Source organism: Amycolatopsis sp. DSM 110486, from assembly GCF_019468465.1.
Lineage (GTDB): Bacteria > Actinomycetota > Actinomycetes > Mycobacteriales > Pseudonocardiaceae > Amycolatopsis.
This window is the reverse complement of sequence record NZ_CP080519.1, coordinates 10,508,538-10,525,942: the sequence shown is the minus strand read 5'-3', so window position 1 is coordinate 10,525,942 and position 17,405 is coordinate 10,508,538. Positions and strand designations below refer to the sequence as shown.

The window sequence follows — 17,405 nt, the reverse complement described above, 5'->3', positions numbered from 1 at the left end:
TCATCAAGTGCGGAACCGGTGACGTCCGACACTCGACCGTGACCCTTGCGCTATCTGACGTTCACCTCCGCGTATGGTGGATGGCTGCACCCGGGCGCCTCATTCGGAGAGCCAGCCCGAATGACGCTCGCGGAAGGTGAGTGATGGGCTTGCGCGCCCACGGTACGACCCCTTACGGCCTTTTTTCGAAACCCGCGGCTACGCGGCGTGACGGGGTGGCCCGGTGACTCTCACCGCCGACCACGCCCCCACCACCGAACTCGCCCTCGCCGCCGACGAGGCAACCACAGCATTGGCCTGCGTCGCCGAGGTGACCCACGCTCCCTCCGACACCCCGATCGGCGACCGCGCCCTGTTCTGGTCCGGCCTCGGCGCCAGCGAGCGCACGCTGCTCCAGATCCTCACGGAGACGGCCGAGCAGCACCCCAACGCCGCCGCCATCGACGACGGCACCACCACTCTGACCTACCGCCGGCTGCTCGAGGAGATCGAGACCTACGGCCGCCGCCTGCGGGCACACGGCGTCGGCCTCGGAGACCGCGTCGGCGTCCGCGTCTCGTCCGGCACGGCCGAGCTCTACGTCGCGATCCTCGCCACCCTGTCCGTCGGCGCCGCCTACGTGCCGGTCGACGCGGACGACCCCGAAGAGCGCGCGGAGCTCGTGTTCGGCGAAGCCGGCGTGGCCGCGATCGTCACCGACGGCACCATCACCGTCGCCGGCACCTCGGGCGGCCGTGACGGCCGCCCCGGCCCGGCCGACGACGCGTGGATCATCTTCACCTCCGGGTCCACCGGCAAGCCCAAGGGCGTCGCGGTCACGCACGCCTCCGCCGCGGCCTTCGTGGACGCCGAGGCCGAGCTGTTCCTCACCGAGGAGCCCATCGGCCCCGGCGACCGCGTGCTCGCGGGCCTGAGCGTCGCGTTCGACGCCTCCTGCGAGGAGATGTGGCTCGCGTGGCGCCACGGCGCCTGCCTGGTGCCCGCGCCGCGCACGCTGGTGCGCACCGGTGTGGACCTCGGCCCGTGGCTGGTCGCGCAGCGCATCACCGTCGTCTCCACCGTGCCGACGCTGGCCGCGCTGTGGCCCGCCGACGCGCTCGAGGACGTGCGCCTGCTCATCTTCGGCGGCGAAGCGTGCCCGCCGGAGCTGGCCGAGCGCGTGGCCGTGGAAGGGCGCGAAGTCTGGAACACCTACGGCCCCACCGAGGCCACCGTCGTCGCCTGCGCCGCGCAGATGACCGGCGAAGGGCCGGTGCGCATCGGCCTGCCCCTCGTGGGCTGGCAGCTGGCCGTGGTCAACGAGGCGGGCGACCCGGTCGCCATGGGCGAGACCGGTGAGCTCGTGATCGGCGGCGTCGGTCTCGCGCGCTACCTCGACGCGGAGAAGGACGCCCAGAAGTTCGCGCCGCTGCCCTCGCTGGGCTGGCAGCGCGCCTACCGCAGCGGGGACATGGTCCGCGCCGAGCACGAGGGCCTGCTGTTCCTCGGCCGGCTCGACGAGCAGGTGAAGCTCGGCGGCCGCCGCATCGAGCTGGGTGAGGTCGACGCCGCGCTGCAGTCGCTGCCCGGCGTGCAGGGCGCGGCCGCCGCGGTCCGCCGCACCAAGGCCGGCAACCAGGTCCTCGTCGGGTACGTCGTGCCGAGCGCCGGCGCCACCTTCGATTCGGACGACGCCGCCACCCGGCTGCGCGAGCAGCTGCCGGCCGCGCTGGTGCCGCTGCTCGCGGTCGTCGACGACCTGCCCACGCGCACCTCGGGCAAGGTCGACCGCGCCGCGCTGCCGTGGCCGCTGTCCACTGTGGACGCCGGGGCCGCCGGCCTGTCCGCCACCGAGGCGTGGCTGGCCGAGGGCTGGTCGGAGATCCTCGGTGTGTCCGTGACGGACCCGAAGGCCGACTTCTTCACCCACGGCGGCGGCAGCCTCACCGCCGCGCAGCTCATCGCGCGCATCCGCACCCGCCACCCCGAGGTGTCGGTCAACGACATCTACCAGCACCCGAGGCTCGGGTCACTGGCCACGATGCTCGACAAGCTCAGCGGCCAGGAGACCGAACGCCGCGACATCGCGCCGACGCCGCGCCGCGCGGGCGTGGTCCAGACGCTGCTGATGCTCCCGCTCATGGGTCTGGTCGGCCTGCGCTGGGCGTCGCTCGCCGCGGTGGCCTCCAACGTGCTGTCGCTGCTCGGGTTCTCCTGGGCGCCGACGCTGAACTGGGCGTGGCTCGTGCTGGCGTGGCTGGTGCTGTTCAGCCCTGCCGGCCGCATCGCGATCGCCGCGGGCGGTGCGCGCGTGCTGCTGTCAGGCGTGCGCCCGGGCAGCTACCCGCGCGGCGGCAGCGTGCACCTGCGCCTGTGGACGGCCGAGAAGCTCGCGGAGTTCAGCGGCGCGGACAGCGTCGCCGGTGCTTCGTGGATGACGACGTACGCCAAGGCGCTCGGTGCCCGGGTCGCCAAGGACGTGGACCTGCACTCGCCGCCGCCGGTCACCGGCTTCCTGAAGCTGGGCCGCGGCGCCGCCGTGGAGCCCGAGGTGGACCTGACCGGCCACTGGGTCGACGGCGACCTCGTGCACATCGGCAAGATCCGGATCGGCGCGGAGGCCCGCGTCGGTTCGCGCAGCACGCTGTTCCCGGGCGCCCGCATCGGCAAGGGCGCGGAGATCGCCGCTGGTTCGACCGTGCGCGGTGCCGTGCCGGCCGGGCAGCGCTGGGCGGGTTCACCCGCGGTCCGCTCGGGCAAGGACGCCAAGGACGCGCTGAAGTGGCCGGCCAGCCGCCCGCCGCGGTCGCGGTTCTGGGCGACCGTGTACGGCATGACGTCGGTCGTGCTCGGCTTCCTGCCGGGCATCGCGGCACTGCCGGGCGTGGCCGTGGTGGGCGCCGCGCTGTGGGGCGCGCCGACGCTGGGCGCCGCCGTGACCCAGGCCCTGATCTTCACCCCTGTCGCCACCGTCGCCTACTTCCTCACCTACGCGCTGCTGGTGCTGTCCGGCGTGCGCCTGCTGGGCGTCGGCATGGTCGAGGGCTACCACCCGGTCCACGGCCGCGTCGCGTGGCAGGTGTGGGCCACCGAGCGCCTCATGGGGATGGCCCGCGAAGGCCTGTTCCCCTTGTACGCCAGCCTGTTCACGCCGGTGTGGCTGCGGCTGCTCGGCGCGAAGGTCGGCCGCAACGTCGAGGCGTCGACCGTGCTCGCGCTGCCGAAGATGACCAAGGTCGACAGCGGCGCGTTCCTCGCCGACGACACGATGGTCGCGACCTACGAGCTGGGGCACGGCTGGCTGCACGTCGCCCCGGCGCGCATCGGCAAGCAGGCGTTCCTCGGCAACTCCGGCATGACCGCGGCGGGCCGTTCGGTCCCGAAGCGCGGCCTCGTGGGCGTGCTGTCCTCGACGCCGCTGAAGGCCAAGAAGGGCTCGTCCTACCTCGGCATGCCGCCGCTCCCGGTCCGCCGGGCGGTCGGCGACGCCGACACCAGCCGCACCTACACCCCGGCGCTGCACCTCAAGGCCGCGCGGGCGTTCGTGGAACTGCTGCGGATCGTGCCGGTGATGTGCGGGGTCGCCCTCACCGTGGGCGTCGCGTTCTCGCTGCTGGCGATCGCGTCGCTCTGGGGGTTCGGCATAGCCGCGCTGCTGGCCGGACCGGTGCTGCTGGCCGCCGGTGTCGTCGCCGCGCTCACCGCCACCGTGGTGAAGTGGCTGCTGGTCGGGAAGTTCCGCGCGATCGAGCACCCGTTGTGGAGCTCCTTTGTGTGGCGCAACGAGCTGGCCGACACCTTCGTCGAAACGCTCGCGGTGCCGTGGCTGATCGGTTCGGTCGGCGGCACGCCGCTGCTCACCGCCTGGCTGCGCACCATGGGCGTGAAGATCGGGCGCGGCGTGTGGCTGGAGACGTACTGGCTGCCGGAGTCGGACCTCGTCCGCCTCGGCGACGGCGCGACGATCAACCGCGGCTGCGTGGTGCAGACACACCTGTTCCACGACCGGATCATGAGCATGTCCCGGGTGGAGCTGGACGAGGGCGCCACGCTCGGCCCGCACGGCATCGTGCTGCCGGGCGCGAGCATCGGCGCGCGCACCACCGTGGGCCCGGGTTCGCTCGTCACGCGCGGCGACGCGGTGCCGGCCGACACGCGCTGGCTCGGCAACCCGATCTCGACCTGGCGTCGGTGAGCCCGGGACCGTTGCGGCGCGCCAAGATCCGCGCGATCCTGCTGGAAGACGACCACCTGACGGAAAGCGGGGTTCTGCTCGCGTGACCTCGAAGGCTGCCGCGCCGGCACCCGGCGCGGAAACCTCCGCAGATTCGTACCTCCCCGGTCACGGCAACGGCGGCTACCACGTCAGCCACTACGACCTGGACCTCGACTACCGCGTCGGGCCCAACCGGCTCAGCGGTACCGCGGTGCTCACCTGCGTGGCGACGCAGGCTCTGTCGCGGCTGACGCTCGACCTCGGCGAGTTCCGCGTCTCGCGGGTATTCGTCGACGGCCGGCCGGCGAAGTTCGTCCGGCGCGGGCTGAAGCTCCAGGTGAAGCCCGTCCGGTCGATGGCGGCCGACACGGAGTTCCGTGTCGAGGTCCGCTACGTCGGCAACCCGCGGCCGGTGCCGAGCCGATGGGGCGACATCGGGTGGGACGAACTCACCGACGGCGCGCTCGTCGCGAGCCAGCCGATCGGCGCTCCGTCGTGGTTCCCGTGCAACGACCACCCGGCCGACAAGGCGACCTACCGCGTCACGGTGACGACCTCGTCGTTGTACCTGGTCGCGGTGACGGGGAACCTCGTGTCGCGCTACCAGTCGGCGAGCACCGCGACCTGGGTGTTCGAGCGGCCGGAGCCGACGGCGACGTACCTGATGAGCGTGCAGGTCGGGCGCTACGACGACATCGAGCTCGTGGCCGGGGCCGGCTCAGGCTGGTTCTCGCACCCCGAGGCGCGGGCGTTCCGGCTGCGCCTCGGGTTCGGGCGCGCCAGCAGCGTCGAGTCCGTGGTGTCGACCGTGCCGCAGCGGGCCGCGGTGCCGCCGCGGCTGCGCAAGGCGTTCGGGCGCGACTTCGGCCGCCAGGGCCGGATGATGGACGTGCTGCAGCGCCTCTTCGGGCCGTACCCGTTCGGCGAGTACGTGGTGGTCGTGACCGACGACGAGCTCGACGACCCGATCGAGGCGCAGGGGATGTCCATCTTCGGCGCCAACCACGTCGACGGCCGGCGTACCTACGAGCGCCTGGTCGTGCACGAGCTCGCGCACCAGTGGTTCGGCAACAGCCTCACCGTCGCCGACTGGCGCCACATCTGGCTCAACGAGGGCTTCGCGACATACGCGGAGTGGCTGTGGTCGGAGGAATCCGGCGGTCAGTCGGCGGAGTCGCTGGCGCGGATGTGGCACGCGCGCATGAAGACCAGGCCGGCCGACGTGCGCATCAGCGACCCGGGTGTGGGACGGATGTTCGACGAGCGCGTGTACAAACGCGGCGCGCTCACGCTGCACGCCCTGCGCGGCGAGATCGGCGACCCGGCGTTCTTCGCGCTCGTCAAGGCGTGGACCTCGGAACACCGCCACGCCACGGTGAGCACCGAGGAGTTCGTCGCGTCCGCCGAGGCCTACGCCGCTCGCTCCCTGCGGCCGTTCTTCACAGCTTGGCTGGAGACACCCGCGCTGCCGGAGCTGTAACCCGTTCCCCCGCGCGAGCCGGGGCGGGCAGAATAGCGGCCTGACGAAGGGGGCGTCCATGACGTGGCCGCAGCAGCCCGGTCCGCCACGGCGAAGTGGCACTGGCGCGTGGGTGGTGTTCGGCGCGGTGGTGGTGGTCGTGGTCGCTTTCGGGGTGACCGCGTTCGTCGCCCCGGGGTTCCTCCGCCCGACGCGCACGGTGTCGGGCGTGGGACAGGTCGTGCCGGGCGCTTCCGTGGCGGCTCCGCCGTCTTCGGACGCCGCTGCGCCGTCGGCGGGCGACGCGCCGCCGGTCTCCATCCCGACCGCGCGCACGGCGGAACCGCATCGCCCGCAACCGCTGGCCGACCCGTCGAGCTGCAGCTACCCGGCCGACCCGAACGGGCCCGCCGCCAAGCCCGCGACGCCGCCCGCCGACGGGCCGGAGCCCGCGAGTGGCACCGTCGGCACGACGCTGGCCACCACGGCCGGCGACATCGGGCTGACGCTGGACCGCGCGCTCGCGCCGTGCACGGTGGCGAGTTTCGTGACGCTGGCCAAGGAGGGCTTCTACACGGGGACCAGCTGTCACCGGCTCGGCACGACCGATCTGCAGATGCTGCAGTGCGGCGACCCGGCCGGCGACGGCACGGGCGGGCCGGGGTACACGGTGCCGGACGAGTTCTTCCCGCAGCTGGCCTACGGCCGCGGCCTGGTCGCGTTGGCCAACACAGGCCAGCCCACGTCCGGCGGCAGCCAGTTCTTCCTGATGTTCGGCGACACGCCGATCCCGCCGACGTACACGGTGTTCGGCACCGTCTCCGACGCCGGGCTCACCGTTCTGGACAAGGTCGCGCGTGGTGGTGTGGACACGTCGTCGGCGGGCGCGTACGGCGACGGCACAGGACGGCCGCGGATCCCCGTCACCTTCACGGCGGTGTCGGTCCAAGGCTGAGCAGCGCGGGGTTGGCGGTCCGGAGCCGAGCACCCGGCGTCACCCCGGCCAGCACGCGGACGGCGGCTGCGGCCCCGCTCGCCGGGACGGCAGGCTCTCCCGATGGCTTCCGTCAGGCGGCAACGGCATCTGAACCAGGCGCTCATGGGCATCCCGCGACGGGCGGAGTCGTCGGACCGGGCCACGCTGACGCGGACTTTCGTGGCGGCCGGGTCGTTTTCGGCGATGCTGCACTCGACCGACCACCAGGTGCTCTACGGCCGCCGCGGCGCGGGCAAGACGTACGCGTTGCTGTACCTCAGTGATCTCGTGGACCGCACCGGCGACGTCGCGGTCTATGCCGACCTGCGCACGCTCGGCGGTGCCGGCGGGTTGTACTCGGACGGCGGAACGTCGGCGGCTGTCCGGGGGACGCAGCTGCTCGTGGACACGATCGAGGCGGTGCACGAGGAACTGCTGACCGTGGCCGTGGAGCGCGAGCTGGGCAACCCGGACACGCTGTTGCCGGCACTCGACGCGCTCGCCGAGGCGGCCACGGCGGTCGAGGTGGTGGGGGAGGTGGAGCGCGAGACGCGGGCGAGCGCGTCGGAGGAAGCGGCCCTCGGCGTCGAGGTCGGCCTGCCGCCCACGGCGTGGATCTCGCTGGGGCACAAGCGTTCCGCCGGCCGCGAGAGTCGGCTACGGCGCACCGGTACGGAGCGCCACCACGTGGTGTTCGGCCCGCTGGGGCGCGCACTGCGCGCGGTGATCCGGGCGCTGGAAGGCCGCCGGCTGTGGCTGCTGCTCGACGAGTGGAGCGCGCTTCCCTTGCAGCTGCAGCCGTTGCTGGCCGATCTGCTGCGCCGTACGTTCCTGCCGACGGCGGGGGTCACCGTGAAGATCGCCGCCATCGAACGGCGTGAGCATGCATGGGAAAACACTGTCGTGAACGGCTCGCCGACGGCGACCACCTCGGCATCGAGGTCGGCGCCGACGCCGCCTCGGCCGTGAGCCTCGACGACATCATGATCCTCGATGACGCCCGCACCCGCGCGCTGGAGTTCTTCGCGCAGCTGTTCCACAACCACGCCGCCGTCCGGCTGGTCGCCACACTCCCGCCGCCGCCCGACGCCGAGGCGTTCGTCGCGGAAACCTTCCGCGGCACCGCGTTCGCCGAGTTCGTGCGCGCGGCCGAAGGCGTGCCGCGCGACGCGATCAACATCGCGGCCCTGGCGGCCCAGCACGCGCAGGACCAGCCCCTCGGGCTGCGCGAGGTCCGCCTCGCCGCCCGCGACTGGTACCTGCGCGACAAGCACAGCGCCATCAGCGCCGACGAGGCGGCCACGACATTGCTGCGCCTGCTCGTCGACGAGGTCGTCGGCCGGCGCCGCTCGCGCACCTTCCTGCTCGACCGCTCGCCGGGCCCGCGCCACGCCGTGATCGCCGACCTCTACGACGCGCGGCTGCTGCACGTCCTGCGCCGCGGGCTCGCCGATCCGCACCGGCCCGGCACGCTGTACGACGGCTTCGCCATCGACTACGGCTGTTACGTGGCTCTGCTGCTGGGCAAGGACGCCGCCCGCCGCCCGCACGCGCGCGGTTCGTGGCTCACGCTGCCGAAGGGCGTGCCGCCCGACGGGTTCAACCTCGCGCACGAAGCCGTGGATCTCGAGGCCCTGTAACGCGGTCCGCCCGCGGAGCCACCGAAGTGACCCGCGGGCGGACAGTGCGCACTGGACCTCAGGCGCGGGACAGCACCGTCTTCAACGCAGAAAGCAGCGCCGTCGTCGCTTCGGGTTCCGCGGCGCCGGTCGAGTGGCGCCAGGCCACGTAGCCGTCCGGGCGGACCAGCAGCGCGCCGGCCTCGTCGATCTCGCTCGCGCGGGTCCAGTCGCCGTAGGAGTCGCGGGCGCCCTCGGCGCCGACGGTCACCACGCGCAGGTCCAGGCCGAGCTCCGCGGCCGCCTTCTCCGCGGCGACGCGCCAGGACTCGCCCGACAGACCAGTGACGACGCTCCAGCGGCCGTGGCCGACGAGGTCCAAAGTGGACACCCGGCGGCCGTGCGAGCCGACGAGCCACACGTGCGGGATCTTCGCGCCCGGCGTGGTCGTGGCCTGGTGGAACAGCTCCGGGTCGCGGCCGGACACCGAGGCTGTGTCGCCCGAGCCGTCCGGGATCACGGCGGTCGAGTCGTAGCGCTGGTCCAGCTCCACGCCGTGGGCGTTGAACTCGTAGTGCTTGAGCTCGATGGCCTTCTCCAGCTGGCGGCGCTTGCGCGCCCCGTCCTCGGTCGGCGCCTCGCACGCGGCCAGGCCGGCGGCGATGGCGTCGGCGTCGGTGTCGCCGGTGATGCCGAGCGTCTCGAAGATCGGGCCGAACTGGTCGCGGGAGAGGTTCGCGCGGTCCACGATCTGCTTGCCGACCGGCGCGCGCTCGGCCGAGTAGCTCTCCAGCAGCTCCTCGCCCGCCTCGCCGCGCACGACCATCGCGAGTTTCCACGCGAGGTTGTACGAGTCCTGGACGGACGTGTTCGAGCCGAGGCCGTTGGACGGCGGATGCCGGTGCACGGCGTCGCCGGCGCAGAACACGCGGCCGCTGGAGTACTGCGTGGCGTAGCTGTGGTTGACCGTCCACAGTGAGGTCGAGGTGATCTCGACTTCCAGCTCCGGGTCGCCGATGAGGTCGCGCACGATCCGCGTCGCCTCTTCCGGGTCGACCTCCGGCGGCGCCTGCGCGATGTCGTAGCCCCACACGAGCAGCCACTTGTTCCACGGCCGCACCATGCGGACCAGGCCCATGCCGATGCCGCCCAGGTGCGCGCCCGGCCGCATGACCCAGTAGAGCACGCTCGGGCGGTGGGCCACGTACTTGCCGAGGTCGGCGGTGAACGTGATGTTCATGCTGCCGGCCTTGCCCGTCTCGCCGGCGATCGGCAGCCCCGCCTGCTCCGCGACCCGGCTGCGCGCGCCGTCGGCGCCGATGAGGTACCGGGCCCGCAGCGTGAACTCGTCGCCGCGCACGCGGTCGAGGAAGCGCGCGGTGACGCCGTCGGCGTCCTGGGTGAAGTCGAGGAACTCCGTGTCCAGGCGCAGTTTCGCGCCGCGCTCGGCGGCGTTGGTCGCGAGGATCGGCTCCAGGTAGGTCTGGGGCAGGTCGATCATGTGGCACGGGCTCGCCGCGCCGTACTCGGTCGCCGAGCGGTCGCCGGTACCCCAGCTCGCGATGCGGCCGATCTCGTTGCCGGCCAGCGACGTGCACAGCACGGTGTCGCCCATCAGCTCCGGCGGCGTGCCCTGCGCCAGGGCCTGCTCCTCGATGCCGAGGTCGCGCAGGACCTCCATGGCCCGCTGGTTGGTGATGTGGGCGCGCGGCGTGTTCGCCGTCCAGCCGTACTTGGTGGCCAGCACCGTGCGCACGCCGTAGGTAGCGAGCAGCAAGGCCGCGGTTCCCCCGGCCGGCCCGCTGCCGACCACGATGACGTCGGTGTCGTACTCGTTCATGGTGGGAGTCCTCGTCAGTGCGCGGGGGCGGGGGAGATGCGGAACGTGAAGTCGAGGCGGCGCCAGCCGTTCGCGGGCTCGCGGCCGTCGGGCGCGGGGCCGGACTGCTCGGCGAAGTCGACGATCAGCCCGTCCTTGACACCGAACACCGTATCGGAGTCGAGGTAGTCGCCGCCCCGGACGAACAGCTGCGTCACGAGCGTGCGGAAGCCCGGCTTGGCGATCATGAAGTGCACGTGAGGCGCGCGGAACGGGTGGCGCTCGACCGCGTCGAGCATGTGCCCGACCGGGCCGTCGGCCGGGATCGGGTAGGCCGAGGGCACGATGGTCCAGAACTTGAGCCGGCCTTCGGCGTCGGTGCGGAAGCGGGCGCGCAGTACCGGGCCGTCGACGTCGGGGAGCTGCACGTCGTAGAAGCCGTCCTCATTGGACTGCCAGACGTCGACGATGGCGTCGGCGACGGGGGTGCCGTGGGTGTCGGTGACGGTGACGTCGGTCCACAGGGGAGTGCCGGGCAGGCCGTCGGCGAGGTCGGCGCCTTGGGCGGTCTCGGGCGGGCCCTGCACGTAGAACGGCCCGAGTACCGCCGACGGGGTGGTGTCGGGGGTGCGGGAGTTGGTGAGGACGTCGACCACGCTGGACACGCCGAGGGTGTCGGACAGGAGGATGAACTCCTGGCGCTTGTCGTCGGAGATCTGGCCGGTGCGGGTCAGGAACCCGATGGCGTACTCCCACTCCTGCTGGGTGAGGTCGGTGCGGACCACATAGGAGTGCAGGGTCCGGACGAGTTCCTGGAGGAGTTCGCGCAGGCGGGTGTCCGGAGTGGCGGCGAAGCTCTCCACGACCTCGCTGGTGAGGCTGCGCAGGTCCGGTTTGGTGCCTTCGGCGGGTGCGGGGCGGGTGCCGGCCCAGGCTTGGCGCAGCAGGTCTTCGATGCCGTCGCGGGTGACTTCGCGCGGGTTCGGATACGGCTTGGCCGTGGCGATCTCGGCGGCCGTGGCGATGTCGTTCTCGGTGAACCCGAGCTCGCCCAGCGAGTGCGGGACGGGCAGGCTCGCGATGAGGTCGTAGACGCCGGTCGCGGCGTCGGGTGTGCCGAGCACGTCGGCGATGCGGCGCAGGGCGTCGGGGGCGCCGGTGGTGTTGTAGGCCATGGCGTAGGGCAGGACCACGGTGTGGGTCTCGGAGTGGGGCAGGTCGAAGCTGCCGCCGAGGGTGTGGCAGAGCTTGTGGTGCAGGGCCATGCCGACCGAGCCCAGGCAGGTCCCGGCCAGCCACGCGGCGCGCAGGGCTTCGCTGCGGGCGTCCACATCGGACGGATCGGCGGCGATGCGGGGGAGGGCGGAGGCGAGCAGCCGGATCGCTTCGAGCGCGAACTGGTCGACGATCGGGTTGGCGTCGGGCGAGTAGAGGGCCTCGACGGCGTGGGCCATGGCGTTGATGCCGCTGGTGAGCGACACCTGCACGGGCAGTTTCAGGGTGAGGTCCACGTCGTAGACGACGACTTCGGGCTGCACCTTGGGTGTGGTCTGCGTGGTCTTGCGCCCGTCGGCCGTCTCGCCGAGCACCGGGGTCATCTCCGAGCCGGCGTAGGTCGTGGGCACGATGATCTGCGGCAGATCCGTACGCAACGCGATCGCCTTCGCCAGACCGGTCGTCGAGCCGCCGCCGATGGCGAGGACGCAGTCGACGTCGTTCTCGGTCACGACCTTGAGCGCGCGCTCGGTCACGTCCACGGGTGTGTGCATCGCGGCTTCGTCGAAGCGGGCGGCGAGCAGCGGGCCGAGCGACTCGGCGACGCGGTCCGCAGGCCCGGCCAGCGGCGGGCTGCCCAGCAGCAGGACGCGGGTCGCGCCGAGGCGGCGCACCTCGTCGGGCAGCGAGGCGAGGGTGCCGCTGCCGAAGACGACCCGGGCCGGGTTCGCGGTGTAGCTGAACATCGTTGGTCCTTCCACGCGGGTGCCTCGAGTATCCGGATGTCGCCGCCCGGTTTCCTGCACGTTCCTGCCGCGCAGGCAGCACGAAACGCGCGCGTCACCCGGAGGGCGCTTATCCCTCGCGCCGCAGGGCCGCCGGAGTGGTGCCGAGCTGCGTGCGCAGCACCCGCGTGAGGTGCTCCTGGTGCGAGAAGCCGCAGCCGGCCGCGATGTCGGCGATCGGGTCGCTGGAGGTGCGCAGCAACAGCCGGGCCTGCTCGACGCGCAGCTTCAGCAGGTACTGGTGCGGCGGCAGGCCGGTGCGGGCCTTGAAGCGGCGGGCGAACCGGCTCACGCTCAGCCCGGTCACGGCCGCCAGCTCGGGCAGGCCCAGCGGTTCCGCGAGCCGCTCGCACATCAGGTCGCGCACGCGGTCGAACTGCCGGTCCGACAGCGCGGCGGGCGCCGCCGGGACCGGCTCGGCGGTGGTGCCCCCGGCACGGTGGCGGCGGGCGAGGTGGGTGGCCACGAGGGCGCACAGCTGGTCGGCGTACGTGCGAGCGCTCGGCTCCCAGTCGCGGACCACGCCGTCGAGGGAGAGCAGGAGCTGCTCCAGCAGCGGGTCGACGGTGCCGAGCTCCTCCGAGAGCCGGATCGGCGTGTCGGTACCCGCGGCCTCCTGCACGGCCGAGTCGGCGACGTACACGTGCAGCGTGTCGAGCTCCCCGCCCAGCTCCACGGACAGGTCCGCGTGCGAAGGCTGCAGGAACAGGCCGCCGGCCGGCACACGCCGGCTCTGCTCTCCCGGCGTGCCGACCCGGCGGCGGACCGTCACGGGCCCGGCTAGGTGCAGGATGAGCTGGTGGGTCGGGGCCGCGGCGAACAGGCCGCGGTGGGGCCGTTCGTGCTGCTTCGACAGGTAGAGGTGCTCCCAGCCGAGACCGGCGCTGGTGCGTTCGGGCCGGATCCAGGGCAGCGCGAGGATGCCGTTGGTGTCGGCGGCCGAAAGCTCACCCACCCGCGTCCTCCTCGTCACGCCGTCTCCGAACACCACGAGTGTAGGCGCCTGCGCGGCTGCACCGGATGCGCGAAGGCCCGCCGGGCAGCTCGGGTTCCCCGAGTGGTCGCGACACCCCGGTTCAGGGGATGCGATGAGCGTTCGTCGCCAGGCGGCCGTCCTCGCAAAACGCTCGGCTGGGACACCCCAGCCGAGCGCTTGGCCTGGCTTCTGACCGAAGCCAGTGGACAAGTTGCCCCGACCCCTCGAATCGGTCCAGGTCGGCGGGCCCTCACGGCAAGCGGGGGCGGCTCAGAGCGGGTTGAACTGCCCGAGCGGAGCGGTGCAGAACGGCCCGCCGACGAACTCCGCGGCCGCGCCCGTCGGGGCGGGCTTGTCGGCGAGCTGCCCGGCGTAGACCTCGGCGTTGTCGAGGGACTTGTAGCCCAGCGCCTCGGCCTCGGCGAGCGAGTAGACGCGCCGGGTGTTGTCCGAGACGCCCCAGACCAGCCGGTAGCCGGGCGAAGGCGCGCTCAGGCAGGCCTCGAACAGGCGCGCGCCGTCGTCGGGGGAGAGCCACGTGGTCAGCCCGCGCGGGCCGAGCGGCAGCGGCGTCTCGAAGCACGAGCCGATGCGGATCACGATCACGTCCATGTCGAACCGCGACGCGTACAGGCTGCCCAGCGACTCGATGGCCGCCTTGCTCACGCCGTAGTAGGTGTCCGGCCGCGGGCTCGAGTCGGCGGGCACGCCGGCGGCACCGGCGTCGGCGTTGCGGCGGAAGCCCACCGCATGGTTGCTCGACGCGAGGACCACCCGCTTGACCCCGGCTTCGCGGGCGGCCTCGAGCACCGTGTGGGTGCCGTTGATGTTGACGTCGAGCGTGGCTTCCCACGTGTTCTCGCGGCTGTGGCCGCCGAGGTGGATCAGGGCGTCGGCACCGGAGCAGGCCGCCGCCATCGCCTCGCGGTCGGTGACCGAGCCGGTCACGATCTCGACGGCTTCGCCCGCCTCGGCCGGAGCCTGCTCGGCCAGGTCGAGCAGCCGCAGCACCCGGCCGGGCTTGCGCAGCCGCGGGCGCATCAGGGTGCCGACGATGCCTGCCGATCCGGTGATCAGCACGCGCTGGTCTGCCATGGGGTTCCTCTCGAAACGCTTCGCAACAGGGGAATGGCGGCGGTCAGCGGATGCCGGCCCGGCGCAGCTGCTGCCCGAGCTCGGCGGTCGTCTCGGCCAGGAGCTCGCCGACGCGCTGGACGTCGGCGTCGGTGACCTGGCCGACCGGCATCGAGCAGCTCATCGCGTCGGTGCCCGGGATGCGGTACGGGATCACGGCGGCGACGCACCGGACCCCGAGCGTGCCTTCCTCGATCTCGGCGGCGTAGCCGACCTCGCGGGTGCGCGCGAGGTCGGCGTGCAGCTGCTCGCGAGTGGTGATCGTGTGCGGCGTGAGCGGCGGGAGCTTCGCCGGCATCAGCTCTTCGATCTCGTCGTGCGTCAGCTCGGCGAGCAGCGCCTTGCCCAGCGCCGTGGCGTGGGTGGGCAGCGTGCGGCCGACGCGCGAGACGAGGTGCGTCGAGTGCTGCGACTCGCGGGTCTCGAGGTACACGACCTCGGTGCCGTTGCGGCGCGCGAAGTGCGCGGTGAACCCGGTCTTCTCGCGGATGCGCTCCAGCGCCTCGGTGGCGAACGGGACGATCGCGTCGCGATCGAGGTAGGCGGTGCCGCAGATCAGCGCGCGCACGCCGAGGCGGTAGCGCGCGGTGTTCGCGTCGGCTTCGAGCCAGCCGGCTTCCAGCAGCGTGCGCAGCAGGCCGTGGAGGCTGGAACGCGGGAAGCCGGTGCGCGCGTGCAGGTCGGACAGCGACAACCACACGTCGTTGGCCGCGAACGTCTCGATGAGGTCGATGGCGCGCCGCGCGGACTTCACGCCCGCGCTCTCCGCACCGGGCGTCGCGATCCGCTCCGCGGTGGCCGGCTTCTGCGCCATGTGCGTCCTCCAACCGGGCCGTTGACTTGTGACTCCGGCCATATTAGCGTCCCGAACAGCATTCTTATGGATGAACATAATCAGCATAACAGACTCCATTCAAGAGTGTGAACACCGGGGCGGTCTCAAGCGAGGAGACGGCGGCGGTGGGATCGTCGAACCCGTGGCCGGGCACGCCACCCGGACGCCCCGACGAGGACGGAAAGAGCAGAAACTGATGGCACAGCCCAAGATCGAGCTGGACGGCCTGCTGGCGTTCCCGCTGACGCCGTTCACCGAGGACCTCGAGGTGAACCTCGACGGGTTCGCGGAGAACGTGGAGGGCCACGTGGCCGCCGGCGCGGGCGCGTTGTTCGTCGCGTGCGGCACGGGCGAGTTCTCCTCGCTCTCGCCCGACGAGGTCGCGGCGCTGCTGGCGCGGGCGCGCGAAGTCGTGGCCGGGCGCGTGCCCGTGTGGATCGGGGCCGGTGGCGGTGCGGCCGCCGCGCGCGCGGGTGTGGCCGCGGCTCAGGCCGGTGGCGCCGACGGTGTGCTGTTGCTGCCGCCGTACCTGGTTTCCGGGCCGCAGGCGGGGCTGGTCGATTTCGTGCGGTTCGCCGTGGGCGACACGTCGGTGCCGGTGATCGTGTACCACCGCGGCACCGGGGTGTTCACGGCTCCGTCGGCCGCACGGCTGCTCGACATCCCGTCGATCGTCGGGCTCAAGGACGGGTACGGCGACGCGGAAGTGATGACGCGCATCGTCACCACGATCCGTTCGCTGGGCACGCAGCGATCCGAGGACTTCTTGTTCTTCAACGGGTTGCCGACGGCGGAGGTGTCGGCGAAGGCGTACGCGGCGATCGGCGTGGCGCGGTATTCCTCGGCGGTGCACTGTTTCGCGCCGGAGATCGCGCACCGGTTCCACCGCGCGCTAGCCGAGGGCGACACGGACGTGATGGACACGTTGCTGGCCGGGTTCTACTTGCCGCTGGTGGCGTTGCGAGATGAGACGCCGGGGTTCGCGGTGTCGCTGGTCAAGGCCGCCGCCCGGCTGCGCGGTGACAAGGTCGGCCCCGTCCGGCCGCCGCTGGTGGAGCCGACGACCGAGCAGGTCGACCGGCTCGGCGGAATCGTGGAACGCGGGTTCGAGGTGCTCAAGGGGATCGAGGGCCGATGAACATCCGGGATGTGGTGCTCACGCCCGTCGCGTTCGCGGATCCTCCGTTGTTGAACGTGATGGGGGTGCACGAGACTTTCGCGTTGCGCAGCGTGGTGCAGGTGGTGTGCGACGACGGTGTGGTCGGGCTCGGTGAGTCCTACGGTGACGCGGCGTTTCTGGGTGAGGTGCGCAAGGTCGTGCCGGAGCTCGCCGGGCACGATGTGTTCGATCTGCCGGGGTTGAAGCGGATCGTGACGCGGGTGCTGGCCGGGACGGTGCTGACCGACGAGCACGGGTTGATCGGCGGGTTCTCCATCCGCAAGACGATCGCCAGCGTGTATTCGCTGTTCGAGGTCGCGTGCCTGGACGCGCAGGGCCAGGTGCTCGGTCGTCCGGTCGTCGATCTGCTGGGCGGCAAGGCCCGTGATGCGGTGGATTTCTCGGCGTACCTGTTCTACAAGTTCGGCGCTCACGTCGGAGCCGAGGTGGATTCCTGGGGCGAGGTGATCACGCCGGAGGCGCTCGTGGGCGAGGCCCGGCGGATGATCGAGCAGTACGGGTTCCGGTCGATCAAGCTGAAGGGCGGCGTGTTCAAGCCTGAGGAAGAGGTCGAGGGCATCCGGGCGTTGGCGGAGGCGTTCCCGGGTCACCCGTTGCGGATCGACCCGAACGCCGCGTGGACCGTCGAGACGAGCATCCGGGTCGCGGCCGAGCTCGACGGTGTCCTGGAGTACCTCGAAGACCCGACGCCGGGCATCGAGGGCATGGCGCGGGTCGCGGCCGAGGCGAGCATGCCGTTGGCGACCAACATGTGCGTGGTCAACTTCGGCGACATCGAGCCCGCGTTCCGGGCCCGGGCGATCGGGGTGCTGTTGTCCGATCACCACTTCTGGGGCGGGATGCGCGACACCCAGGCGTTGTCGGTGCTGTGCGAGAGTTTCGGGGTCGGGCTGTCGATGCACTCCAACAGCCACCTCGGCATCAGCCTGGCCGCGATGGTCCACGTCGCCGCCGCGACGCCGCACCTGACGTATGCGTGCGACACGCACTGGCCGTGGAAGACGGCCGATGTGATCGTGCCCGGGGTGCTGGAGTTCGTCGAGGGCGCGGTGGCGGTGCCGGACAAGCCGGGGCTGGGCATCGAGCTGGACCAGGACGCGCTGGCCCGCGCGCACGAGGACTACGTCCGTTGTGGACTGACGAAACGGGACGACGTGACCTACATGCGCTCCTACGTGCCGGACTTCGAACCCAACACGGCCCGGTGGTGAC

The 17,405-nt window shown here is 72.2% G+C and carries 12 protein-coding genes; 7 read left to right on the top strand and 5 right to left on the bottom strand.

Annotated features, from left to right (window positions below; genetic code table 11):
• Positions 1 to 223: 223 nt before the first annotated feature.
• From K1T34_RS50700 to K1T34_RS54390, 5 genes are all read left to right on the top strand, one after another.
• Positions 224 to 4,174, top strand: a complete 3,951-nt coding sequence (locus K1T34_RS50700) for a Pls/PosA family non-ribosomal peptide synthetase (RefSeq protein WP_370643583.1) — start codon at positions 224 to 226, stop codon at positions 4,172 to 4,174.
• An 82-nt stretch (positions 4,175 to 4,256) separates the two neighbouring features.
• Positions 4,257 to 5,675: a M1 family metallopeptidase gene (locus K1T34_RS50695; protein ID WP_220241893.1), complete on the top strand. Its 1,419-nt coding sequence runs from the start codon at positions 4,257 to 4,259 to the stop codon at positions 5,673 to 5,675.
• A 58-nt stretch (positions 5,676 to 5,733) separates the two neighbouring features.
• Positions 5,734 to 6,609: a peptidylprolyl isomerase gene (locus K1T34_RS50690; protein WP_220241892.1), complete on the top strand. Its 876-nt coding sequence runs from the start codon at positions 5,734 to 5,736 to the stop codon at positions 6,607 to 6,609.
• 102 nt (positions 6,610 to 6,711) lie between these two features.
• On the top strand, positions 6,712 to 7,599 hold the full coding sequence (locus K1T34_RS54395) for a hypothetical protein (protein ID WP_255638173.1): 888 nt from the start codon (positions 6,712 to 6,714) through the stop codon (positions 7,597 to 7,599).
• Entirely contained in the window at positions 7,518 to 8,270 is a 753-nt protein-coding gene (locus K1T34_RS54390; protein WP_255638172.1) for a hypothetical protein, read from the top strand. Before K1T34_RS54395 ends, K1T34_RS54390 begins: the two co-directional genes overlap by 82 nt.
• A 58-nt stretch (positions 8,271 to 8,328) precedes the next feature.
• On the opposite strand, the gene K1T34_RS50680 is transcribed toward K1T34_RS54390, so the two are convergent.
• From K1T34_RS50680 to K1T34_RS50660, 5 genes are all read right to left on the bottom strand, one after another.
• Complete coding sequence (locus K1T34_RS50680; protein WP_220241891.1) at positions 8,329 to 10,089, bottom strand: FAD-dependent monooxygenase; 1,761 nt, start codon at positions 10,087 to 10,089, stop codon at positions 8,329 to 8,331.
• Between the two features lie 14 nt (positions 10,090 to 10,103).
• Positions 10,104 to 12,029, bottom strand: coding sequence for a maleylacetate reductase and hydroxyquinol 1,2-dioxygenase domain-containing protein (locus K1T34_RS50675; RefSeq protein ID WP_220241890.1), 1,926 nt, complete (start codon positions 12,027 to 12,029; stop codon positions 10,104 to 10,106).
• A gap of 109 nt (positions 12,030 to 12,138) precedes the next feature.
• Positions 12,139 to 13,023, bottom strand: a complete 885-nt coding sequence (locus K1T34_RS50670; RefSeq protein ID WP_220241889.1) for a helix-turn-helix domain-containing protein — start codon at positions 13,021 to 13,023, stop codon at positions 12,139 to 12,141.
• Between the two features lie 291 nt (positions 13,024 to 13,314).
• Positions 13,315 to 14,139, bottom strand: coding sequence for an NAD(P)-dependent oxidoreductase (locus K1T34_RS50665; protein ID WP_220241888.1), 825 nt, complete (start codon positions 14,137 to 14,139; stop codon positions 13,315 to 13,317).
• A 43-nt stretch (positions 14,140 to 14,182) separates the two neighbouring features.
• On the bottom strand, positions 14,183 to 14,992 hold the full coding sequence (locus tag K1T34_RS50660; RefSeq protein ID WP_220241887.1) for an IclR family transcriptional regulator: 810 nt from the start codon (positions 14,990 to 14,992) through the stop codon (positions 14,183 to 14,185).
• A 217-nt stretch (positions 14,993 to 15,209) separates the two neighbouring features.
• Between K1T34_RS50660 and K1T34_RS50655 the strand changes: the two genes are divergently transcribed.
• Positions 15,210 to 16,151 carry a 5-dehydro-4-deoxyglucarate dehydratase gene (locus tag K1T34_RS50655; protein ID WP_220241886.1) on the top strand — a complete coding sequence of 314 codons (942 nt, stop codon included), beginning with the start codon at positions 15,210 to 15,212 and terminating at the stop codon, positions 16,149 to 16,151.
• On the top strand, positions 16,148 to 17,404 hold the full coding sequence (locus tag K1T34_RS50650; protein ID WP_220241885.1) for a glucarate dehydratase family protein: 1,257 nt from the start codon (positions 16,148 to 16,150) through the stop codon (positions 17,402 to 17,404). The genes K1T34_RS50655 and K1T34_RS50650 overlap by 4 nt, the downstream gene beginning before the upstream one ends.
• Position 17,405: the final 1 nt, after the last annotated feature.